The following is a 22,179-nucleotide window of genomic DNA, read 5'->3' as shown; positions in this document are numbered from 1 at the left end:
TACGGCCGAATCCCCAGGCCGGGCGCTTCAACTCGGCCATACCCGGCCGGGGGCGGTAGGACACCGCTAGCCTCGGAGTGATGAAGAGGCTCCTGCTCGTGCACCACACGCCGTCGCCGTCCGTCCAGGCGATGTTCGAGGCGGTGCGCGCCGGCGCGTCGACCGACGAGATCGAGGGCGTGGAGGTCGTGTCCCGCGCGGCTCTGACCGCCTCCGCCGTGGACGTCCTGGAAGCGGACGGCTACCTGTTGGGCTCTCCGGTCAACCTCGGCTACCTGTCCGGGGCGCTGAAGCACTTCTTCGACCAGATCTACTACCCGTGCCTGGAGGAGACGGTCCGCCGCCCGTTCGGGGCCTTCCTGCACGGCAACAACGACGCCACCGGCGCCGTGCGGGCCCTGGACTCCATCACCACGGGGCTGAAGTGGAAGGCCGTCCAGCCGCACGTGGTGGTGACGGGCGAGCCGAGCAAGGCCGACCTGGAGGCGTGCTGGGAACTCGGCGCGGTCACGGCCGCGGAGCTCGGTGACGTCTGAGACGGGTGGGGCGCCTGTAGCGTGCCGACCATGAGTGGTTTCCGGCACATAGCGCTGTTCAGATGGATCGAAGGCACGACGACCGGCCAGCAGGACGAGGTGGCGGCGAAGCTGCGCGGGCTGCCCGGCGCGATCCCGGAGATCCGGGAGTACAGCGTGGGCGCGGACGCGGGGCTCAACCCCGGCGCATACGACTTCGCGGTGGTCGCGGACTTCGCGGACCGGGACGCCTACCTCGCCTACCGCGACAACCCCCTGCACCGGGCGACGGTCAACGACTACATCACGCCGATCACGGCGGAGCGCGCGTCCATCCAGTACGAGTTGTAAGCGGTACGGAATGTAACGCTCCAGCTCAGAGGGCGGCCCGGCGGAGAGCGCGGCGGCGCCGGCGGGCCGCCCGATACCGAAACCGAGCAAGCGCTTGTGCTGAAAGACTTTTCGGGTTAGTTTCCTCAGAGACGCCCGCTGGGAACGGATCGCGCCCCGTTCCCGGCGGGCGGCGAGCCAAGGTCACCCCCACCTGCGCAGACTCATGATCTCCTCGCGGAGCTGCTGCGCGGACGGCGCCTCCAGCAGCCGCGGGCCCTCGCGCAGCGGCACCATCGCCCACCAGGATCCGGTCGCCTCGCCGTACCAGACCCGCACGCCGGGGAACTGCTCCTGAAGGGTGCGCGCGGTGGCCGCGCGCAGGGCCGCGGGCGTGGGCTCGTCGCGACCGGCGGCCCCTTGGTCGGCCGTCATGCCGCCCTCCCCCCGTAGACCTCTCCCGTACCAGCGTCCCCACGGACCAAAGCGTCACCCCTACTCGGCAAATCGTGACTAAGCACACTATGGGCCTTCCGGGCGCCGAACCATGGGATACCGCGCCGGATGTACGCCGCCAGATGTAGCCGGCGCCCACGGGTGAGGCCGTCCGCCGGATGCCCGGGGCCCGACCCGGAGAGGACGCTGGGCGCGACAGCACATCCCCCAGGTGCGGCGCGACCGCGGAAGGCGCGTCCGCGGAGGCGGTACCCATGAGACTCGCAAGACTTGCCCGGTTCTGCTACCGGAGACGGCGACTGACGGTGGCGGGCTGGATCGTCGGGACGATCGCCGTCATGGCGCTGGGCTTCGGCCTCGCCGCCGAGCCCCTCAACGACTTCTCGGGCGGCGGCTCCGACGCGGCGAAGGCGTCGGACCTGCTGGAGGAGCACTTCCCGCAGCGCAGCGGCGACTCCATCACGCTGGCGGTGCGCGCCGAGGGCGGCGTCCGGGACCCGGGGGTGAAGGCGCGGGTCGAGCAGGCGATCGACAGGCTCGGCAGGACGCCGCATGTCGCCTCGGTGTCGTCGCCCTACGAGGCGCCCGGACAGATCTCCCGGGACGGGAGGACGGCGTTCGCGACGGGCGGCCTCGACATCTCGTCCGACGACATGCCCCGGGACGACGTGATCGCGCTCCTGGACGACGTGCGCACCGACTCCGGCCCCGTCCGGATCCAACTCGGCGGATCGGCGGTGGACGCCGCCGAGACGCCGGGCGGCGGCCCGTCCGAGGGCATCGGCGTGCTCGCCGCCGTCGTGATCCTGCTGATCGCGTTCGGGTCGGTGCTCGCCATGGGCCTGCCGATCGTGACCGCGCTGTTCGGCATCGGCACCGGCCTCGCGCTGATCATGCTGCTCGGGCACCTGCTGCCCGCGCCCTCGTTCAGCCCCATCGTCGCGGCGCTCATCGGGCTCGGCGTCGGCATCGACTACGCGCTGTTCATCGTCACCCGGCACCGGGAGGAGATGCACGCCGGCGCGGACCCCGAGGAGGCGGCGGTCACCGCCGTCACCACCGCCGGGCGGGCCGTGCTGTTCGCCGGCACCACCGTGGTGATCGCGCTGATGGGCCTGTTCGTCATGCAGCAGAAGCTGCTCAACGGCGTCGCGGTCGCGGCCGGCGTCGCCGTGCTGATGACGATGCTCGCCTCCGTGACGCTGCTGCCCGCGCTGCTCGGCTTCGCCGGGCACGCCATCGACCGGCTCCGCGTCCCGGGCCTCGGCCGGGCCCGCCGTCCGCTCGCCGAGCGCTGGGCGCGGGTCGTCCAGGCGCACCCGGTGCTCGCCGGCCTGTGCGCGGCCGCCGTCCTGCTGGTCCTCGCCGTGCCCGCGCTGTCGATGCGGCTGAGCCTGCCGGACTCCAGCACCCAGCCGCACGACCACTCCGGCTACCAGGCGAGCCGGATCATGGCGGAGGGCTTCGGGCCCGGGACCGCCGCGCCGCTGATCGTCGTCACCGAGGGCGGCGGGCTCGCTGAGACGGGACGGATCGCCGACGCGGTCGGCAGGACGCCGGGGGTCGCGGCCGTCCAGCCGCCTCGTCCCAGCCGGGACGGCAAGGCCACGATCGTCATGGCGTTCCCGAAGACCGGCCCGCACGACGAGCGGACGTCCGACCTCGTCCACACGCTGCGCGACGACGTCATCCCCGGCGCCGTCGCCGGGACGAGCGCCCGCGCCTACGTCGGCGGACCGAACGCCGCCTCGATCGACTTCGCCGAGAGCGTCTCCACCCGGCTGCCGCTGCTGATCGCCGTGGTCGTCGGCCTGTCGCTGCTGCTGCTCGTCGGGCTCGTCCGGTCGGTCACGGTGGCGGTGCAGGCCGCCCTCATGAACCTGCTCTCGATCGCGGCCGCGTACGGGGTGCTGACGGCCGTCGTCCAGTGGGGCTGGGCGGGGCGCGCGCTGGGATTCCCGACGGACATGCCCGTCACCACGTGGGTGCCGCTGATGATGTTCCCGATCCTGTTCGGGCTGTCCATGGACTACGAGGTGTTCCTGGTGTCCCGCGTCCGCGAGATCTACGAGGAGGGGGTGGCCACCCGCGAGGCCGTCGCGCTCGGCCTGTCCCGCACCGCCCGCGTGATCACCGCGGCGGCGGCCATCATGGTGATGGTGTTCCTGTCGGTGCTCCTCGGCGCGGACGTCGCCGTGAAGCAGATGGGGCTCGGCCTGGGCGTCGCGATCCTGATCGACGCGACCATCGTGCGGCTGGTGCTCGTCCCGGCCCTGATGGAGGTGTTCGGCGAGGCGAACTGGTGGCTTCCCGGGCCGCTGCGGCGGATCCTGCCGTCGCGTCCCGCGCGGGCGGCCGCTCCGGAGCGGCCGAGCGTGCGGGCTAGTGCAGGTTGATGCCGTCGAACATCACCTTGAGGTAGTGCTCGGCCAGCCCCTGGGCGTTCAGGCGGCCGCCGGGCCGGAACCAGCGGACGGCCACCCAGACCGTGTCGCGGATCATCCGGTAGGTCAGCTCCGGGTCGAGGTCGGGACGGAACAGCCCTTCCGCCTGGCCCGCCTGGAGCGTGGTGACCCACATCTTCTCGATCTCGGCCTCGGACTTGGTCAGGTAGGCGAACCGGTCCATGCCCCGCAGGTAGTTCCAGTCGTTCTGCATGACCGTGATCGCGGCCCGGTGCGGCTCCAGGGTGCCGAACGCGACGCGGACGAGCCCGGCGATCGTGGCCTGCGGGTCCAGGTTCTCGTCGATCACCGCCTGGTAGGCGGCCATGACCTCGGTGAAGAACCCGGACAGGATCTCGTCCACGATCGACTCCTTGGAGTCGAAGTGGTGGTAGAGGCTGCCGGACAGGATGCCGGCCTCGTCGGCGATGTTGCGGACGGTGGTGGCCTGGAACCCCTTCTCGGCGAACAGCTCGGCCGCGAGCCTGACCAGGTGGGCGCGCCGTTCGGACGCCAGCGCGGGGGCTCCGCGGCCGCGGCGGCGGGGGGCGTCCTCGCCGGTGCGGGTTCTCGATCGTCCGGACTTGGCGCTCGTGGTCGTCACCCTCTCATTATGCCGTGTCGCCCAACCGCTTGCTCGATTCGGCGGCCGGACCAGCGTACGGGTTGCAACAAGCGCTTGCTACCTGCCGTTCCGGGACCGGCCGCGGCGGCCGATTAGGCTCGGGGGCATGCCCGATGTGATCGTGTTCGACCTGTACGGAGTGATCGCCCGCACCCAGACGCCCGAGGCGGTGCGGCGCATCGAGGAGACCGCCGGGGACCCCGGCCCCGCGTTCTGGGACGCCTACTGGGCCTGCCGCCCCGCCTACGACGCCGGCCAGGAGAGCGCGTCCTACTGGGCGGACGTCGCGGGCCTGCTCGGCACCGCGTTCCCCGACGTCCCCGCGCTGGTCGAGGCCGACCTCGACAGCTGGACCGAGGTCGACGAGGAGATGGTCGCCCTGGTCGGCGAGCTGGCCGACCGGGGCCGCACGCTCGGGCTGCTGTCCAACATCATCGGCGACCTGGTGCCCCGCTTCGAGGCCCGGCACGGCGCCTGGCTCGCCCGCTTCGACGCGCGCGTCTACTCCTGCCGCATCGGCGTCGCCAAGCCCGACCCCCGCGCCTACGAGATCTGCGCCGAGACCCTCGGCGTCAAGCCCGCCGACGTCCTCTTCTTCGACGACAACGAACGCAACGTCCTCGCCGCCCGCGAGACCGGCATGCGCGCCGAACTCTTCACGTCCCTGTCCCAGGTCCGCACCCTCACCGCCTGACCGTCCGCGGGCGAGCGGTGGCGACTCCGGAGAGCCGCCACCGCTCACGCCGCCTCAGTCGAACTGGTCCGGGGTCTCCAACTCGACGCCGCCCGCGAGGATGGCGACGTCCTGCTGCTCCAGCGCTCCCTGGAACGCCCACACGTCGTCGACGGCGCCCGGCCAGTACTCGGGGTCGCCGAGCGCCGAACGCCCGACCTGGAGGGCGCCCCCGGCGTCGAACGCCCCGACCCCGCTCTTGATCGACCTGTTCTCGTCGGGCTGGCCGTTCACGTACAAGGTCATCGTCCTGGTGGGAGCGTCATAGACGACGGCGATGTGATCCCACCACCAGGAGGACGCCGTGTGTTCGGCGACGGTGACCTTCGCGTCCGCTGCGTCCGAGTCGGCCATCGCCAACTTCCAGGCGTACGTGCCGGGCTCGTCTCCCGGCACGAAGCGGAGCGCGAACCGGTTGATGTTCCGGCCCGGGAGCGAGAGGAGGGTCGAAGCCCTCGTCGGCATCTGCTCCGTGTTCACCCAGGTGGAGACGGTGAAGCTCCGGTCGGTGCGGATGACGGGACCTGAGGTCTCCGCGTACGCCGCCGTGCCGTCCAGCCTCAGTCCGGCCGGAGACGCCCACCCGGAGAACCCGGCGTTCGGGTCGATCGCCGCCCCGCCCCGGAGCGCCATGTCGTTCCCGAGCGCGGAGTCGTCGTCGCCGTCGACGTTGAACTTCCAGCGCCCGTGCACCTTCTTCGGGAGTTTCGGGAGCGCCGCCGCCTCGGCCGGGACGATGATCCGGTCGTACACCCGGACCTCGTCGAGATCACCGAGGAAGGGGTGCGCCCGGGGCCGGACGCCGGCGCCGAGCCGCAGCGGGCCCTGCGCGCTCCACGCCGGGTCACCCGACGCGACGTCGGACGCGAGGGCCCCGTTCACGTAGAGCCGCAGCCTCTTCTGCGTCGCGTCATAGGAGCCGGTCAGATGGGCCCAGGTGCCGGGGTGGACGGGCTGTTCCGCGACGGCCCGCCTGATCGCCGCGCCGCGGGCGTCGGCGTCGGACTTCACGAACGCCCAGTGCCCGCCCCGCGACTGGAGCGAGAACGCGTTCTTGTGCTCCCCGGTCGCCGCCACGACGACGGAGTCGCCGTCCGTCGCGGGCCTGGCCCATGCGGACACCGTGAAGCTCTTGGCGGTGTCCACGAGCGCCGGGGTGTCGGCGTGGCCGCCGTCCAGGCGCGCCGCCGTCCCGAGCTGCCCCTCGGCGCCGGCGGAGATCAGGCCGGCCGCCTCGGCGACGGCCGGGTCGTCGCCCTCCCGCGCCTCCGCCGTGAACCTGCGGGCCCCGGCGGGCTCGTCGAGTTTCCAGTGCGCCTTCGGGGCGCTGCCCGCGTTCACCCGGAACAGGTAATTCGTCGTCGGGCTGTTCTCGCCCGCCGGGCCGAAGGACTGGACCGTCAGGTAGACGGGCCCGCTGCGGTAGGGGGCGATCGCCACGGTCACGGGCGCGCCGTCACGGGTGGCGAGATCCAGGCCCGGCTGGCCGGTGATGGACACCGAGTACCGCGCCGCCTGGTCGCTGGGGTCGTCGATCGTGAACTCGCCGTAGATCCCGACACCGTCGTGCCAGGCGTCGTCGTCGGGATAGTCGGCCGATGTGACGGTGGGGGCCGGAATCGACGCCTGGGCCAGCGCCGTCCCCGCACTCCCCGCGATGGACGCCGGGACCGTCACCGCGAGGGCGGCGAGCAGCACCGGAACGGTTCGACGTGGAAGCATCCACACCTCCTGGTCGCGGCACGCGGCGCAGCGGGGAGGGAACACCGTCCATGCCGGGTTTCAGTTGTGTTGTGATCTTGACACCTTTCTGGCGGTTTGTGGGTGCAGGGGAGATCACAATCTCGACAAGCGCAACCACCCGGACCTGTGCGAACGCGGCCCGGGGGCGGGAGCGCGGTTCAGGAGGGAGGCGGGAGTTCTCCGCCTGCCTCGGCGGCCTGGGCGAGGCGTTCGCGGAGGGTTCGGAGGAGTTCGTCGCCCTGCTCGGTCAGGCGCTCGATGGCGGGGAGGGCCAGGTCGTCGCGGACGGTGTCGGCGAGCAGTTCGTCGTACTGGTGCGCCTTCTCCGCGATCGCCTCCAGGTGGCGCTGGGCGCGCAGGACCTCGTCGGCCGACTTGGCGCGCTCCGCGTAGCGCTCCAGGGCCTCGATGCGGCGGGTCACCGCCTCGACCGAGGTGTCGAGCTTGTCGCGCAGCGGCCGCAGTGCCGCCTCCACCTCCGGGAGCGTCTCGGTCTCGGCCATCTCGGCGTGGTCCGCGCGCAGCCTCGACTGCTTCGCCAGGACCTGCGCGATCTCCCATTCCTGGCGCGGCAGCGTGACGGCGTTGTCCACCGCGTCGAGCAGGCCCTCGCGGTTGACCTGGGAGTCGCGGACGGCGTCGACGGCCGCCTGGACGCGCGCCAGCAGCACGCGGCCCTCGTCGTCGAAGTCCTCGGGGACGAGGTAGCGGTCGCGGCGGCGCTCCAGCTCCCGGGCCCGCCGCAGGTCCAGCGAGACCGACGGGGTGCCGAGCGCGACCAGCACCGCCAGCATGCCGAGGCCGATCAGCCACAGCGAGCCGAGCAGCGGGGAGCCGACCAGGCCGAGGGCGAGCACCGACAGCGGCGCCAGCCACACCAGCGGCTTGCGGCGCGCGACGATCGTGTCCAGCTCGGCGCGCAGCGCCGGGTCGGCGACGGGGCGCGGCTCGGCCGGGGCGCCGTCCTCCGGGGCGCGCGGCGGCGCGATGCGCCGCCAGGACGTGGAGACGTGGGTCTCGAACGCGAAGTCGCTCTGCGCGATCTCGATCTCGGTGGGGCCGGCGGGCAGCGGCCACGAGCCGACGGGATCGCCTCCGCCCGGGCCGGTGAAGCGCACCCACCAGCCGCCCTTGCCGTCCTCGCAGCGGTAGCGGCCGGGGGCGACGTCGATGCCGACGAAGAACGTCCCGACTCCCGGTATGGAATCACTCCATGCGCCACTGGTCACCGGCGACCTCCCGTACCTGAACGACGTCCGGGGGACGGTAAGAGTTGCAGTACCCACTACCGCTCCCGGGAAGCGGAACGGGGTTTGGAATACTCCACGCGTGCGACCCGACTATGATCCCCTGGACGATCCGCCGTGGGCGATGCAACTGGTGGTACGTGCCGAGAAGGCCGATCCGCCCAGTCACGGCGCGGTCTGCGAGGCCGCGGCGACCGCGGTCGTCCGGCTGCTGACCGACCCGCGCGCCGCCGACCCCGAGGGGGAGTGGCGGGAGGCCGTCCGGGAGTGGGAGTCGCGCCGGATCAGGAAGGTGACGCGGCGGGCCCGCGGGGTCCGGTGGCCGGAGGCGGAGGCGCTGCCCGGCGTCACGGTCCGGCACGCGGGCGCGCAGGTGCGGGCGTTCCCGCCGGGACCGGTGTCGGACGTCCCGCCCCAGCTGGCGAAGCTCCAGGTCGCGGGCCTCGATCTGGCCGAGGCGCAGGAGCCGGCGCCCCCGCCCGAGCCCCCGTACGCGGCGATCGCGCTCAACCCTGACGTGACGATGACGACGGGGAAGGCCGCCGCCCAGTGCGGGCACGCCGCCCAGTTGCTGCTCCGCCAGGGCCGCCGCAGGCACGTGGCGGCGTGGGTCGAGGCGGGCGCCCCCGTCCGCCTGGCGCGGGACGTGCCGTGGAGCGAGTGCGTGAAGAAGGCGGCGGTCGCGGTCCGGGACGGCGGCTTCACCGAGGTCCCGCCCGGCACGATGACCGCGATCGCCTGGCTGGTCCGGAAGTAGGGCGCGGCGCAGGGCAGGGCGCGGCGCGCCGGACGGGCCGGCGCACCGCGCGGAACGGTCAGGGAAGCGTGACCGCGACCGGTGCGATCCCGGCCTTGCGGATCAGGGACGGCAGGCGTCCGGCGAACGGGTGGTGGTCCAGCGGCAGGCCGCGCGGGTTGTCGATCACGTAGTGGACGACGCCGCCGGAGCCGCTGCGCGTCCACGCCGCTCCGACGGACCGCAGCAGCGACGCGGTCTTCGCGGCGTCCGCGGCCTTGACCGACACGCGGATCGGCGACTCGTACGACGGAAGCTGCGCCGCCTCCTGGGCCGCCCTCGCGGTCGCGGTGGCCTGCGGCGCCGCGGCCTTCGCCGGGTCGGGGCCGAGGATCGCGTTGTAGAGCAGCTTGGCCGTCCCGTCGCTGAACGCGCGGAAGTTCGGCTCGGCCGCGAACAGCACGGACCGGCCCGTCCCGACGGGCTGGTCAACGACCGCCGCCGTGCCGCCCAGTTCGGAGCCGCCCCGCTCGAACCCGGACACGAACCAGTCGGGCGAGTCCGACTGCGGGTACGACACCACGACGCCGCTGGACGCCCTCATGACCGGGTCGTAGGAGGTGAAGTTCCACGCCGTCGCGCCGACGCCCTTCGCCAGCGGGCTCGCCTTGTCCACCTTCACGCGGAACAGCGTGCCGGGGACGTCGGACGTCGGCTCCGCGAGCGTCGCGGTCGTCAGGCCGAGACGCGCCGCGAGCTGCGTGCCGCCCTGCCAGCCGATGTAGCGGCCGCCGTCCCGCGTCCACTGCTGGAGCGCCGCGCGCCCGGCGTCGCCGAGGGCCGTGTAGGCGGACGAGGCCGGGCCGTTCGGCGTGACCAGGACCTCGACGCCCTTGAGCTTGCCCGCCGCGACGTCAGCCGGGGTGAGCAGCGTGAACGGCAGTTTCCAGTCGCGGTCGAGGCGGTGCCTCAGCCACCCGGCCGACTGCCGCGCCGACGACGACGTGGCCGACAGCTGGAGGACGCCCAGCTTGGGCGCCTTGCCCTCGTGCCCCGGACGCGGCGCCGGGAGCGTCCGCAGCGGGGCGGTCCGCGGGTGCAGGACGGCGCCGGACGACCCGCCGGACACGTTCCCCAGCAGCGGCAGGCTCCACGCCGTCACGTCGTAGAAGTACGGGAACGGCGTGTAGGAGTCCTCGTTCAGCATGGCCTGGATCCAGTGCTTCTGGCCCTGCGCCATCGAGATCCAGTACGTGCCCGCCGGCAGCGTCGTCGCGGCCTCAGGGCGCCCGTACGCCTTGTAGTCCGGCACGGCCAGCGGCCTGGCCAGCCTCTCGACGCGCACGCCCATGCGCTGCAGCCGCCGGACGATGAGGGCGGTCTCCGCGCGCTTGGCCGGGTCGTCGTCGCGCAGGAAGTAGCTCCGCACCTTCCGGTCGGGCACCTGCCGGTCGACCGTGTTCGGCGGGTTGTAGACCTGGTTGGGCTCGAGCTTCCCGGCCTTGCCCTGCTCGTAGGCGTCGACCGTCATCTGCCGCCACTCGGTGAGGATCCGGTGCCGGCTGCGCGCCGCCGCCGACAGCGACACCCACTGGGTGAGGTACTGCTCCTTCACCCGGTCCGGGTACGGGCTCTCGTCGCCCTTCTCGTACGTCATCCCGGCGGCGTGGAACGCGCTGGTCGGCACCGTGTCGCCGTACCCCTGGTAGAAGAGGTCGTAGACGTCGCGGTTGAAGAAGTCGATGCCCTGCCGCGTGAACTCGGCGGCCATCGCCGGGCCGTAAAGGTCGTTGATCCAGCCGACCGCCTGCTCGGGGGTCTCGTGGTAGATCGGGTCGGCGTTCGGCGGGAAGAAGTAGGAGTCGCCGCCCATCTCGTGCGCGTCGATGTACAGCGCGGGCGGGTACTGGTTCAGCATCGCGAGCTTGCCGTCGGTCTCCGGCTGCGTGCGCGCGAACCAGTCCCGGTTCATGTCGAAGCCGTAGGCGTTCTGCCGCGTCTCCAGCGTGCGCCCGTCCGGGTTCTGCGTCGGCAGGACGACCACGAGCGCGTTGGCGAGGATCCCGGTCGCGGCGCAGTCGGCGCGGTCGCCGAGGTCGCGCAGCACCCGCAGCGCCGCGTCCGTGCCGCTCGGCTCGTCGCCGTGGACGTTGCCGCTGACCCACAGGATCGGGACGCCGCGGTCGGTGATCCGCTTGGCGAGCGCGGCCGGGGTGCGGGGGTCGCGCAGGAGCCCGGCCTCCGTCCGCACCTTGGCCAGCCCCGCCTTGGAGACCAGTTCGGGCCGTCCGGCGATCGCGTACTTCAGCGGACGCCCCTGCGCGGTGGTGGCCAGCGTCCCGGACACGACGCGCTCGCTCTTGGCGGCGACCGTCTCCAGGTAGGTGTCGGACTCGGCGGCGCTGACCGGCCGCTCACCGAGGTCGAAGCCGAGGACCTGTTCGGGGGAGGGGACCTTGCCCCGGTAGACCGGTGCGGTCCGGGTCGGGTCGCAGTCGGCCGCGGGTGCGGCGGGCAGCGCGGCCGCGGGCGCGGGCGCGGCGAGCGACGCCGGGACCGCCAGGGACACCGCCATCACCACAGGCAGTGCCAGTTTTCGGGCTCTCATGAGCCACAACGTGACACCGGCCGGAGCCGCCACCAAGGGCAACTTCTGCCAAGAAAGATCAGCCGCGCTTCTCCGGGCGCGGGCGCGGGCCGGTGAGGGCGGCGGCCCGGTTGATGGCCTGGAGCGCGAACTCCTGCGTCCGGGTCAGCCCGCCCGGACCACGCGGGGAGCCCTCCGGCGGCGCGGGCTCCTTCGGCGCGCCCGCGAGCTGGGCCTTCGCGCTCAGCCCGTAGGACAGGAAGAGCAGGACGACGAACCCCGCCAGGTAGGCCAGGTGCTCGACGAGACCGCCCCACCTGCCGGTGAAGACGTCCAGGACGGCGAACATCGCGAACCCGGCCATCCACCCCGCGACGGGCGGGACCAGGAGCAGGTCGCGGCGGAGCACCACCCCCGCCGCGGCGGTGAGCACGAGCAGCGCCTCGACCGCCTTGACGAAGACGAGGATCCCCGTGGCGGGCCCGGACCCGAAGTAGCCCTCCACCTCGTCCAGCCGGTCGCCCCACAGCGCCACCGCGGTCGCGAGGCTCGCCACGCCGTAGGCGACGACGAACACGCCGACCGCGTAGTGGAACCGGTGCCACGTCCGCCCGCCCCGCGCCCCGCCGCCGGCCGGTGCGGCGGACGGCCCCGGTCCCGGCCGGTCACCCGCGCCCACCGTCATTGTCGCCCCCATCTGCCGGTTCATCTGCCAAGCGCAAGATATCCCGGATAGGGTCCGGGCGACCTCCGAAACGCGGTGCGCCCTCGCGGCCCCGCCCCGCCCGCCTCCCCGCCGACAGGCCGGGGTGCTTGCGCGCGGGCGGGTGAAGAGGGAGGCTGAATCGCACGTCGGGCCGCACGGAGTCCGTGAGGAAACAAGGATGACGCCTGACGACACGGGAACAGCCGCGCCCTCGAAGACGCGGATCGAATATCTGGAAGAACTCGGCGAGGAGCTGGTCAAGCGCGGTCTCCGGGTGCGTCTCACCCTGCCCCGCGGCCAGTCGCCCAGCCTGCACGTGATGAATCCGGAAGCGGCCGCCCTGACCGAGAACATCCTGGCGGAGCAGGGCGCGGACGGCTGGTGGTACTGGTGGTCGTGGGCCGAGCGCATCGCGCCCGCCTCCGACGCCTCCGCCGCGGCCGACCGCGTCGCCCGCGTCCTGTCCGCCTGAGCCCGGCCGCGCGGCCCGGGCAGGGCCCGAGCCCGACCCTGCCCGAGACCACCTGATCGCGAGACGGCCCGGGCCCGGAACGACCCGATCCCGGAGCCGCCTGATCCCGGAGCCGCCTGATCCCGGAGCCGCTTCGGATCGCGGTGGCGCCGCCCCTGCGCGTGCGGTGCCGCCGGAGTGAGCCATGCCGTGACCGCGGGCCGCGGTGAATGTTGACCCGCGGAACATTTCGCCGACCTGGGCCCATGCGAGCGCGCCCGCGCGGCGTCGGGCGCCTTCCCGCCCCCACCTCCCGCCCCCTTGTGTTCCACCCGTGTTGATCTCGTGTTACGTGATTGTTACCGCCGACAACAAATCAACACGGTCCCAGGTCTGGCGCGACGGACAAGCGCGACATAAGTTGCGGGACACAACATTCCCGTCGGTAGCATGTGATCTCGCTCACCGGCACCGGCTACACCCCCCGGCCGCGGCACGGCGGCCACCCCCAGAAAGGACCCGGGCAATGCGCAAGGGGATCCTCAGCCTGCTGGCCGTCACGACGGCGGCGGCGCTCAGCCTCACCGCGTGCGGGGACGGCGACTCCGACAGCAAGAGCGGTTCCGGTTCGAAGGGCAAGGTCGGCGTGATCCTGCCCGACACCACCTCCTCCGTCCGGTACGAGAGCTTCGACCGGCCGTACCTGGAGCAGGCCTTCAAGGCCGCCGGCGTCGCCTACGACATCCAGAACGCCGAAGGCTCGACCCAGCGCTTCCAGACGATCGCCGACCAGATGCTCACCAGCGGCGTCACGGTCCTCGTCGTGGACGGCATCGACTCCAACTCGGCGGCCGCCGTCCAGCGCAAGGCGCAGGCGCAGGGCGTCAAGACCATCGACTACGACCGGCTCACCCTCGGCGGCGTCGCCGACTACTACGTCTCCTTCGACAACGTGAAGGTCGGCGAGGAGCTCGGCAAGGGCCTGCAGAAGTGCCTCGGCGACAAGAGCGCCAACATCGCCTACCTCAACGGCGCCCCGACCGACAACAACGCGACGCTGTTCGCCAAGGGCGCGCACAACGTGCTCGACCAGGCGAGCACCTACAAGAAGGTCGCCGAGCAGCCCGTCCCGGACTGGAAGGCGGAGAAGGCCGCCACGATCTTCGAGCAGATGTGGACCGAGCAGCACGGCAAGATCGACGGTGTGCTGGCCGCCAACGACGGCATCGGCAACGCGGTCATCTCGATCCTCAAGAAGAACAAGCAGGCCGGCAAGGTCGCCGTCACCGGCCAGGACGCCACCCTGCAGGGTCTGCAGAACATCCTGGACGAGACCCAGTGCATGACGGTCTACAAGCCGGTCAAGCAGGAGGCCGACGCGGCCGCCAAGCTCGCCGTGTCCCTCATCAAGGGTGAGAAGGGCGAGACCAACGGGACCACGAACGACCCGGAGGGCAAGCGCGACGTCCCCTCGGTGCTGCTGACCCCGATCGGCGTCTACAAGGACAACGTCAAGCAGGTCACCGACGACGGCTTCGTCAAGAAGGAGGACCTGTGCAAGGGCTCCTTCGCGGCCAAGTGCAAGACCGCGGGCATCCAGTAGGAGCCCCGCGCTGACCTCGTGGCGGGCCCCGCACCGCTGAGGGCGCCCCGGGTCCCCGGAAACCCGGGACGCCAGGGGCCCGCCACGGGCATGACGCCCGAACCCGTGGAAGGAAACACGTGGCTGAAAACGGAGATCCCGTCCTCCGCCTGACCGGGCTCAACAAGAGCTTCGGCGCCGTCCATGTGCTGCACGACGTGGACTTCACCGTGCGGCTGGGCGAGGTGATGGCCCTCGTCGGCGACAACGGCGCCGGCAAGTCGACCCTGATCAAGTGCATCGCCGGGATTCACCCCGTCGACTCGGGACGGATCGAGTTCGAGGGCCGGCCCGTCACGATCGACGGGCCGCGGACGGCGTCCGAACTCGGGATCGAGGTCGTCTACCAGGACCTGGCGCTCGCCGACAACCTCGACATCGTGCAGAACATGTTCCTCGGCCGCGAGCGGCGCAAGGGCATCGTGCTGGACGAGCCGTCCATGGAGGAGGCGGCCCGGGAGACCCTCGCCCGCCTGTCGGTCCGCACCGTCAAGTCCGTCCGGCAGCAGGTGGCGAGCCTGTCCGGCGGGCAGCGGCAGACCGTCGCCATCGCCAAGGCGGCGCTGTGGGAGTCCAAGGTCGTGATCCTGGACGAGCCCACCGCCGCGCTCGGCGTCGCGCAGACCCGGCAGGTCCTCGACCTCGTCCGGCGCCTCGCCGACACCGGGCACGCCGTCGTGCTCATCTCGCACAACATGAACGACGTGTTCGAGGTGGCCGACCGCATCACCGCCCTCTACCTCGGCCGGGTCGCCGCGGACGTCGCCCGCTCCGAGGTGACCCACGGCCAGGTCGTGGAGCTCATCACCGCCGGCCGTTCCGGTGATCTCGGCCTCGCGCCGCAGACCGCCGCCGAGAGCATCTGAAAGGGGACCAGGTGTCCACCGACCTCCCCAACGGCAAGGAGACCGCCATGAAGCTGGCGGACTCGGACTTCTCGACCGACCGGCGCAAGCACGACTCCAGGTCCGCGCTGCTGGACTACTGGTACAAGATCAAGGCCGGCGAACTGGGCGCGCTCCCCGCCGTCCTCGGCCTGATCTCGCTGGTCGTGCTGTTCACGATCCTGAAGCCCGACACGTTCCTCAGCAAGGGCAACATCGCCAACCTGTCCACGCAGGCGCTGCCCATCACGATCCTCGCGATGGGGCTCGTCTTCGTCCTGCTGCTGGGCGAGATCGACCTGTCGGCCGGCGTGGCCAGCGGCGTCTGCGCGGCGGTGATGGCCAAGCTGATCGTCGACGCGGGGCAGCCCTGGTACGTCGCGGTGATCAGCTCCGTGGCGATCGGCATCGTCATCGGCACCACGATCGGCTGGCTCGTCGCCTTCCTGCGCATCCCCTCGTTCGTGGTGACGCTGGCGTTCTTCCTCGGCCTCCAGGGCATCACGCTGAGGCTCATCGGCGAGGGCGGCACGGTGCCGGTCCGCGACGACTTCGTCGTGGCGCTGTCCAACAAGAACATGCCGGTCTGGCTCGGCTGGACGCTCGCAGTCGCCTGCGTCGTCGGCTACACCGCGACGCTGCTGCTGCGCTGGCGCCGCCAGCACCTCCGCAACCTGCACTCCAAGCCGCTGGGCTTCGTGATCGCCCAGTGCGCCGTCGTCGCCGCCGCGCTCCTGATCAGCACCTACGTGCTGAGCCTGGACCGCGCCCCGAGCCCGCTGATCGACCTCGGCGGGATCCCGTGGGGCGTGCTGCTCGTCGGCGTCCTGCTCGTGGTCTGCACGTTCGTGCTCGGCCGCACCGCCTACGGCCGGCACATCTACGCGGTCGGCGGCAACGCCGAGGCCGCCCGCCGGGCCGGCATCAACGTCACCCGCATCCGGATCTCCGTCTTCATGATCGCGTCCGGGATGGCCGCGATCAGCGGCATCGTCGCCGCGTCCCGCCTCAACTCCGTCGCCACCGACGCGGGCGGAGGGAACACGCTGCTGTACGCGGTGGGCGCCGCGGTCATCGGCGGGACGAGCCTGTTCGGCGGGCGCGGCAAGGCCCGCGACGCCGTGCTCGGCGGCCTGGTCATCGCGCTCATCGACAACGGGCTGGGGCTGCTCGGCACCAAGGCCTACCTGAGCTACCTCATCACCGGGGTCGTGCTGCTGCTCGCCGCGAGCATCGACGCCCTGGCGCGGCGCCGCCGCTCCAGCACGGGACGGTGACCGCGTGGGCGCGGTGACGCCGTGAACACGGTGAAGCCATGAACACGGTGAAGCCATGAACGCGGCCGGGGAGCCCGGGGAGCCGGTGGCCCGCCACATCGGCTCCCCGGCCTGGCCGGAGGACCGCCCCGAGCGGTCCTCCGGCGGTATCGGGCCGGGCAATCCTGCTGATACCCTCACTGATCACGACCGCCTGGCGCGCGGCGGCGGTGTGGCACGGTGGGAGCCCCTCGGCATGTCAGTGACGCCGGTCCTGGACCTGCGCGGTATCGACAAGAGCTTCGGCTCCGTGAAGGTGCTGCAGGACGTCGCCTTCTCCGCCTATCCCGGCGAGGTCACCGCGCTCGTCGGCGACAACGGCGCCGGCAAGACCACCCTGGTCAAGTGCATCGGCGGCATCCACCCGTTCGACCGGGGCGAGTACCGCTTCGAGGGCCGGCCGGTGCGGGTCGGCAGCCCCCGCGACGCCACCCGCCTGGGCATCGAGATCGTCCACCAGGACCTCGCGCTCTGCGAGAACCTCGACATCGTCCAGAACCTGTTCCTCGGCCGCGAGGAGCGGCGCGGTCTCGCCCTGGACGAGACCCTCATGGAGGAGATGGCGCGCTCGACGCTGTCGGGGCTCGCCGTCCGCACGATGGGCTCGGTCCGCCAGCGGATCTCGACGCTGTCGGGCGGGCAGCGGCAGACGGTGGCGATCGCCCGCGCCGTCCTGTGGGACAGCAAGCTCGTGGTGCTGGACGAGCCCGCCGCCGCGCTCGGCGTCGCGCAGACCCAGCAGGTCCTGGAGATCGTCCGGCGGCTCGCCGACAAGGGCCTCGCCGTCGTGCTGATCTCGCACAACATGAACGACGTGTTCGCGGTCTCCGACCGGATCGCCGCCCTCTACCTCGGCCGGATGGTCGCGCAGGTCCGCACCGCCGACGTCACCCACCGGGAGGTCGTCGAGCTGATCACCTCCGGGACCAGCGGAGAGCTGGGGCTGCGCCGATGATGAAGGCGGGCCCGTCACAAGAGGACATCCGGCGCCACAACCTCGGGACGCTGCTGCGCTTCGTGCACCTGCGGGGCCCCGCGTCCCGGGCCGTGCTCGCCGAGTCCCTCGGCCTCAACCGCAGCACGATCATGGCGCTGACCTCCGACCTCACCACCGCCGGGCTGGTGCGCGAGGAACTGCCGCGCGGGCCGGGACGCCGCGCCGGGCGCCCGTCCCTGGTGGTGCGGCCCGAGTCCACCCGCGTGTACGTGCTGGCGTTCGAGGTCGGCGTCGACCGGCTCGTCGTCGCGCGCGTCGGCCTCGGCGGCGTCGTGCTGGACCGCCGGGAGGGCGTCCGGGCCCGCGACGCCGACCCGGGCGACCTGCTGGGCGTGCTGGTGGCCGGCGCCCGCTCCCTCGTCCGCAAGGCCGAGCGCGATGCCGTCTGCGTCGGGGCCGCCCTCGGCTTCCCCGGCACCGTCCGCCGCTCCGACGACACGATCATGTTCGGGCCGAACCTGGACGTGGGCGACCTGCGGCTCGGCGACGCGCTGTCCCGCCGCCTCGGCCTCGGCATCCCCGTCTCGGTCTGCAACGACGCCAACCTCGGCGCCCTCGCCGAGCACGAGCGCGGCGCGGGGGTGAACTGCGACAACCTCATCTACCTGCACGGCGACGTCGGCGTCGGCGGCGGCATCATCGCGCACGGCCGGCTGCTCGGCGGCGACGAGGGCTTCGGCGGCGAGATCGGGCACATGGTGATCAACCCCGGCGGCCGGCCCTGCGCCTGCGGCTCGAAGGGCTGCCTGGAGGCCGAGGTGGGGGAGCGGACGCTGCTGGCCCACGCCGGCCGCGAGGAGATCCCCGGCCAGGCCGGGCGCGACGCGGTCCGCGACATCGTCGCCGCCGCCGACGCCGGCGACATCACGGCCCGGGAGGCGCTGCACCGCGTCGGCACCTGGCTCGGCCTCGGCGTCGCCAACCTCGTCAACGTCTTCAACCCCGGCCTGGTCATCTTCGGCGGCACGCTCCGCGACATCTACCTGGGCGCCGCCGCCCAGATCCGCAGCGTCCTCGCGACCAGCGCCCTCGCCGCCCCCAGGGAGAAGGTGAAGCTCCGCACCGCCGCCCTGGGCGACGACACCACCCTGGTGGGAGCGGCCGAGTTCGCCTTCGCCGAGGTCCTGGCCGACCCCGTCCAGGTCCTGGCCCGTCTCAGAGCCCCCGAGACGGTGTGAAGCGCGTGAAGGCGCCGTAACCGCTCCGGTAGAAGACCAGGGGATCGCCGTCGTGGTGCTCGGCGAGGTCGTGGACGCGGGCGACGACGAGCAGGTGGTCGCCGGCCGTGTGCTCCTGTTCCACCGAGCACTCGATCCACGCCAGGGCGCCCTCGATCAGCGGGGCGCCGCCCGGGCCGTGCGTCCAGTCGACGCCGGTGAACTTTTCGGGGCCGCTGCCGAAGGCGAGCTGCTCGGAGACCTCCAGTTGCGGCGCGGCGAGGATATTGACGCAGAAGCGGTCGGAGGCGCGCAGGATCGGCCACGTCCTGCTCGTGTGCGCCACGCAGAACGCCACGAGGGGCGGGTCGAGGGAGACGGACGTGAACGAGTTCACGGCCAGGCCCGCGGGGAGGCCCGAGGCGGAGTCGATGGCGGTGACGGCGACCACGCCGGTCGCGAACCTGCTCAGCACCGAGCGGAACGCGGCCGGGCCGGGGCCGGTCGCCGAGGGTCCGGACGAGCGGTCGGGCGATCCGTGCATGGTGGTCCGTTCCGTGGCGGGGGTACGTCGACGACCACTAAAGCCCTTGTCGCGGGGCCCTGATTCCCCGGGACGGCGATCTCGGTCGAAGGTCCCGCCGGGTCGTCGGTCTCCGGACGGAGGCGGAGCCTACGGGCGCGGCGCCTCGGCGGGGGTCTGGGCCGGGACGGCGGCATAGGGCGTGAGGAACGCCACTGCGGACATGCCATCGACGATCAGGCGGCCGGTACCGGCCAGCCACGCCTTGGCGCGGGCCGGGACGCGCGGCCCCTCGTGCAGCGCGGCCCAGGCGATCCAGCCCACCGCGACGACGGCCCAGTAGGACACGAGCCGGTAGAGGCCGACGGCCGCGGCGGCGGGCGACAGCGTCGCGCCGAACGCGACCAGGGAGGCGGCCATGCTGCCCTCGATGGCGCCGAGGCCGCCGGGCAGCAGCGGGAGCAGGCTGCCCGCCGCCTGGGCGGCGAAGTAGGTGAGGGCGACGCCGTTCGGGGCCACCTGGATGCCGACCGCGTGCGCCGCCGACAGCAGCGCCAGGATGTCGAACACCCAGTTCAGCAGGGCCAGCGCGATGAGTGCGGCCCAGTCGCGCAGGGTCGGGCGCAGGATGTCGCGGACGCCGGCCAGCCGCTCCGCGTACGGGGCGATCCTGGGGTTGGCGAGCGCGGCCCGGTAGCCGCGGCGCAGCGGGGCCGTCAGCAGGGCGCGGAGGGGGCGCCACCGCAGCGCGGGCACCAGCAGGACGGCCAGGACCAGCGGGACGGCGAGGGCCAGCAGCGCGATACCGCGGGCGTGCGGGTCGGCCACCAGCGCCAGGAGGGCGATCAGGGAGTAGGCCGACGTGGTGATCACGCCACCGGCCAGGATCACCGCGGTGGCGAGTTGCGCCGAGGCGCCGGCGCGGCGGAACTGCCGGAACGTGTAGACGACGCTCACCGCCGGCCCCGCCGGCAGCGTCGTGGACAGGGCGTTGCCCGCGTAGGTGATCGCGAACGCGCGGCGCAGCGGCATCCGCAGCCCGCCGACGCGCAGCAGCCGGCGCTGCAGCCGGGCGAACGCGCCCATCGAGCCCGCCACGGCCAGCACGACCACGGCCAGCCAGCCCGGGTCGGCGTGCGTCACGGCGGTCCAGATGGTGCCGAAGTCGGGAAGCTCGTCGCGGTACAGGGGGAGCGCGGCGAGGGCGCCGAGGATCAGGGCCCACTGGACGATCAGACCGGCCTTGCGCCGCCACCACGGGCGCCGCGGGGCCTGCTCGTCGGGCTCCTCCCGGAGCGGGAACGGGTCGGCTTCGGCCGGGGGACGGACCGGTGCCGTGACTGCCTCGTACATGTCCCGGTCACCTCGCAAGCTCGCCCGCATTGCGCAACCTATGGCCCGGCTAAGACATTCCCCCGGGGTGGAAAACGAACCGCAAAGTGACGTGCGCCACGCCCGGCGCGGGCGGAGGGTCGGCGGGCGGAATCAGGAACCTTTCACAACGCTCTGACAGATGATCATGCGGTGTCTAACATCTCCGTTCTGTCCTACTTCCTGCCCGCCTCCACGGAAAGGACTCCATGTCCCCCCGCCTAAGGACGCCGAGCCGCGGAAAGGCCGCCCGCGGAAGAACGGCCGCGATCGGCCTCGGTGCGGGCGCCGCCTCGCTCGCCGTCGCCGTGGCGCTGGCACCGCCGTCCGGGGCGACGCGCGACCTGGCGGTCTCGGCCGTCGCCGCGGCCGCCGCTCCCGGCGACACCGCGCCCCTGCCCGGAGTGTCGTTCACCCTGAAGGCCGCCCCCGTCCCGGCGGAGGCCCTGAGGCAGCTCGACGCCATGGCCGCGGACCCCGCGCGCGGCATGACGCGGCAGAAGGACCTCGCGGCGGCGGCGGCCGGCGCGGCGAACGGCCTCACCTGGAAGAGCGGCTGCGGATCCAACGACGCGGTCAAGGCCGTCGACGCGAAGGTGACGCTCGGTGCGTGGTGCTTCGACAACGGCGACAAGAGCAGCCAGTACTGGATCCCGCAGGGCGTCGCCATCAGCCGGACGGCGCAGCTCGACGGCGTGGCGCTCAGCTGGTACCACCGGCACAGGTCGGGGTCCGACTGGGTGACGGACGGGTCGCGCGTCACGGTGGGGCCCCGCCCCCGGGTGGACGCCAAGGGCGCCTACCAGCCGGTCACGCTGGCCATCCCCACGGTGACCGCCGGCGGGAAGCTCGCCGTCCAGGATGTCTCGCCCGCCAACTCCCCGGCCGGGCCCGTCTCGGTCAAGGGCGTCGACGACGCCAAGCAGCACCAGGGCGGCGTCGCGCTGGCCGGGAACTTCCTCTACACGGCCGACACGTCCGGTCTGCGCGTGTACGACGTCCGCCGCACCTACCGGGTGGCGACAGGCCAGAACATTTTGGGCGTGGGCGCCGACGGCCGGTTCTACGCGCACAACGAGAAGTACGCCCTGTTCCAGACCGGCATGTACCGGCCCGAGAACACCGGGGCCTGCCCGGCCTGGGACGTGGTGCCGTCCGCCAGGAACAAGGACCTGTGCTTCAGCACCGTCACCTACGACCCGACGACCTCGCCCGCGAGCCTGCTCACCGCGGAGTACAAGATCGAGGGCGGGGTGACGTCCGCCAGGCCCATGCGCGCGGTGCGCTGGCCCCTCAACGCCGACGGGTCGCTGAAGACCGACGGGTCGGGACGGGTGACCTCGACGACCGTGTTCGGGACGAACCTCACCCACGTCCAGGGAGCCGCCGTCTATCACAGCGGGACGGGCGACACCCTCTACTACGACGTCTCCAACGGCGCCTCGCCCGGCAGCGTCTACAGCGATCGCGACGGCGACGGGAACGGGCCGTTCCACGTGGTCGGGCCGATCGGCGGGGAGTCCCTGGCGTTCGACCCGTACTCGGGAGGCCACCGCATCTGGGGCATCACCGAACGCCCCGGCCAGCGGATGCTGTTCTGGATCTACCGCAAGGAACTGCAGAAGCCGGGCATGCCCTAGCCCGGCGGGCCCCGGCGGCGCCCGCACCGGCCCGGTGCGGGCGCCGCCGCGTTCACGGCCTGCGAATGTTCACGGC

At 72.6% G+C, this 22,179-nt stretch carries 20 protein-coding genes; 12 read left to right on the top strand and 8 right to left on the bottom strand.

Features of this window, described 5'->3' with window-relative positions:
• The first annotated feature begins 80 nt into the window (after nucleotides 1–80).
• Together AB0C21_RS01605 and AB0C21_RS01600 are read left to right on the top strand one after the other, a co-directional pair.
• Nucleotides 81–536 carry a flavodoxin family protein gene (locus AB0C21_RS01605; RefSeq protein WP_149257727.1) on the top strand — a complete coding sequence of 152 codons (456 nt, stop codon included), beginning with the start codon at nucleotides 81–83 and terminating at the stop codon, nucleotides 534–536.
• Between the two features lie 30 nt (nucleotides 537–566).
• On the top strand, nucleotides 567–866 hold the full coding sequence (locus tag AB0C21_RS01600; RefSeq protein WP_149257726.1) for a Dabb family protein: 300 nt from the start codon (nucleotides 567–569) through the stop codon (nucleotides 864–866).
• Nucleotides 867–1,049: 183 nt separating this feature from the next.
• Here the strand turns inward: AB0C21_RS01600 and AB0C21_RS01595 are convergent, their stop codons facing one another.
• Nucleotides 1,050–1,280: a hypothetical protein gene (locus tag AB0C21_RS01595; RefSeq protein WP_149257725.1), complete on the bottom strand. Its 231-nt coding sequence runs from the start codon at nucleotides 1,278–1,280 to the stop codon at nucleotides 1,050–1,052.
• Between the two features lie 275 nt (nucleotides 1,281–1,555).
• On the opposite strand from AB0C21_RS01595, the gene AB0C21_RS01590 reads away from it, so the two are divergent.
• On the top strand, nucleotides 1,556–3,697 hold the full coding sequence (locus AB0C21_RS01590; protein ID WP_500202151.1) for an MMPL family transporter: 2,142 nt from the start codon (nucleotides 1,556–1,558) through the stop codon (nucleotides 3,695–3,697).
• Here AB0C21_RS01590 and AB0C21_RS01585 read toward each other — a convergent pair.
• Nucleotides 3,684–4,349 (bottom strand): TetR/AcrR family transcriptional regulator, encoded by a 666-nt coding sequence (locus AB0C21_RS01585; RefSeq protein ID WP_500202150.1) that lies wholly within the window; start codon nucleotides 4,347–4,349, stop codon nucleotides 3,684–3,686. The genes AB0C21_RS01590 and AB0C21_RS01585 overlap by 14 nt on opposite strands.
• Before the next feature lie 127 nt (nucleotides 4,350–4,476).
• Between AB0C21_RS01585 and AB0C21_RS01580 the strand changes: the two genes are divergently transcribed.
• Entirely contained in the window at nucleotides 4,477–5,064 is a 588-nt protein-coding gene (locus tag AB0C21_RS01580; protein WP_500202149.1) for an HAD family hydrolase, read from the top strand.
• Between the two features lie 54 nt (nucleotides 5,065–5,118).
• On the opposite strand, the gene AB0C21_RS01575 is transcribed toward AB0C21_RS01580, so the two are convergent.
• Together AB0C21_RS01575 and AB0C21_RS01570 are read right to left on the bottom strand one after the other, a co-directional pair.
• Entirely contained in the window at nucleotides 5,119–6,825 is a 1,707-nt protein-coding gene (locus AB0C21_RS01575; protein WP_500202148.1) for a LamG domain-containing protein, read from the bottom strand.
• Between the two features lie 179 nt (nucleotides 6,826–7,004).
• Nucleotides 7,005–8,075 carry an Rv1352/Rv1906c domain-containing protein gene (locus AB0C21_RS01570; protein WP_149257720.1) on the bottom strand — a complete coding sequence of 357 codons (1,071 nt, stop codon included), beginning with the start codon at nucleotides 8,073–8,075 and terminating at the stop codon, nucleotides 7,005–7,007.
• 100 nt (nucleotides 8,076–8,175) lie between these two features.
• Between AB0C21_RS01570 and AB0C21_RS01565 the strand changes: the two genes are divergently transcribed.
• Complete coding sequence (locus AB0C21_RS01565; protein WP_500202147.1) at nucleotides 8,176–8,850, top strand: hypothetical protein; 675 nt, start codon at nucleotides 8,176–8,178, stop codon at nucleotides 8,848–8,850.
• 58 nt (nucleotides 8,851–8,908) lie between these two features.
• Here AB0C21_RS01565 and AB0C21_RS01560 read toward each other — a convergent pair whose 3' ends face one another.
• Both AB0C21_RS01560 and AB0C21_RS01555 read right to left on the bottom strand, forming a co-directional pair.
• Nucleotides 8,909–11,437 carry a M14 family zinc carboxypeptidase gene (locus AB0C21_RS01560; protein WP_500202146.1) on the bottom strand — a complete coding sequence of 843 codons (2,529 nt, stop codon included), beginning with the start codon at nucleotides 11,435–11,437 and terminating at the stop codon, nucleotides 8,909–8,911.
• A 58-nt stretch (nucleotides 11,438–11,495) separates the two neighbouring features.
• Nucleotides 11,496–12,125 carry a hypothetical protein gene (locus AB0C21_RS01555; RefSeq protein WP_500202145.1) on the bottom strand — a complete coding sequence of 210 codons (630 nt, stop codon included), beginning with the start codon at nucleotides 12,123–12,125 and terminating at the stop codon, nucleotides 11,496–11,498.
• Between the two features lie 175 nt (nucleotides 12,126–12,300).
• On the opposite strand from AB0C21_RS01555, the gene AB0C21_RS01550 reads away from it, so the two are divergent.
• From AB0C21_RS01550 to AB0C21_RS01525, 6 genes are all read left to right on the top strand, one after another.
• Nucleotides 12,301–12,594 (top strand): hypothetical protein, encoded by a 294-nt coding sequence (locus AB0C21_RS01550; RefSeq protein ID WP_500202144.1) that lies wholly within the window; start codon nucleotides 12,301–12,303, stop codon nucleotides 12,592–12,594.
• A gap of 505 nt (nucleotides 12,595–13,099) precedes the next feature.
• Nucleotides 13,100–14,176 carry a sugar ABC transporter substrate-binding protein gene (locus AB0C21_RS01545; protein ID WP_149257716.1) on the top strand — a complete coding sequence of 359 codons (1,077 nt, stop codon included), beginning with the start codon at nucleotides 13,100–13,102 and terminating at the stop codon, nucleotides 14,174–14,176.
• A 119-nt stretch (nucleotides 14,177–14,295) separates the two neighbouring features.
• Nucleotides 14,296–15,081, top strand: coding sequence for an ATP-binding cassette domain-containing protein (locus AB0C21_RS01540; protein WP_500202143.1), 786 nt, complete (start codon nucleotides 14,296–14,298; stop codon nucleotides 15,079–15,081).
• A gap of 11 nt (nucleotides 15,082–15,092) precedes the next feature.
• Nucleotides 15,093–16,376, top strand: coding sequence for a sugar ABC transporter permease (locus AB0C21_RS01535; protein WP_500202142.1), 1,284 nt, complete (start codon nucleotides 15,093–15,095; stop codon nucleotides 16,374–16,376).
• 235 nt (nucleotides 16,377–16,611) lie between these two features.
• Nucleotides 16,612–17,370 (top strand): ATP-binding cassette domain-containing protein, encoded by a 759-nt coding sequence (locus AB0C21_RS01530; RefSeq protein ID WP_149258063.1) that lies wholly within the window; start codon nucleotides 16,612–16,614, stop codon nucleotides 17,368–17,370.
• Entirely contained in the window at nucleotides 17,370–18,590 is a 1,221-nt protein-coding gene (locus AB0C21_RS01525) for an ROK family transcriptional regulator (protein WP_500202339.1), read from the top strand. Before AB0C21_RS01530 ends, AB0C21_RS01525 begins: the two co-directional genes overlap by 1 nt.
• Here the strand turns inward: AB0C21_RS01525 and AB0C21_RS01520 are convergent.
• Nucleotides 18,568–19,113: a flavin reductase family protein gene (locus AB0C21_RS01520; protein WP_500202141.1), complete on the bottom strand. Its 546-nt coding sequence runs from the start codon at nucleotides 19,111–19,113 to the stop codon at nucleotides 18,568–18,570. The genes AB0C21_RS01525 and AB0C21_RS01520 overlap by 23 nt on opposite strands.
• A gap of 129 nt (nucleotides 19,114–19,242) precedes the next feature.
• Nucleotides 19,243–20,445 (bottom strand): lysylphosphatidylglycerol synthase transmembrane domain-containing protein, encoded by a 1,203-nt coding sequence (locus AB0C21_RS01515; protein ID WP_500202140.1) that lies wholly within the window; start codon nucleotides 20,443–20,445, stop codon nucleotides 19,243–19,245.
• Between the two features lie 227 nt (nucleotides 20,446–20,672).
• On the opposite strand from AB0C21_RS01515, the gene AB0C21_RS01510 reads away from it, so the two are divergent.
• Nucleotides 20,673–22,103 (top strand): hypothetical protein, encoded by a 1,431-nt coding sequence (locus AB0C21_RS01510; protein ID WP_500202139.1) that lies wholly within the window; start codon nucleotides 20,673–20,675, stop codon nucleotides 22,101–22,103.
• Nucleotides 22,104–22,179 lie beyond the last annotated feature (76 nt).

The organism is Spirillospora sp. NPDC049024, from assembly GCF_040649235.1.
In the GTDB taxonomy this organism is placed as follows: domain Bacteria; phylum Actinomycetota; class Actinomycetes; order Streptosporangiales; family Streptosporangiaceae; genus Spirillospora.
The sequence above is the reverse complement of the archived record's forward strand: the minus strand, read 5'-3'. Positions and strand labels throughout refer to the sequence as shown.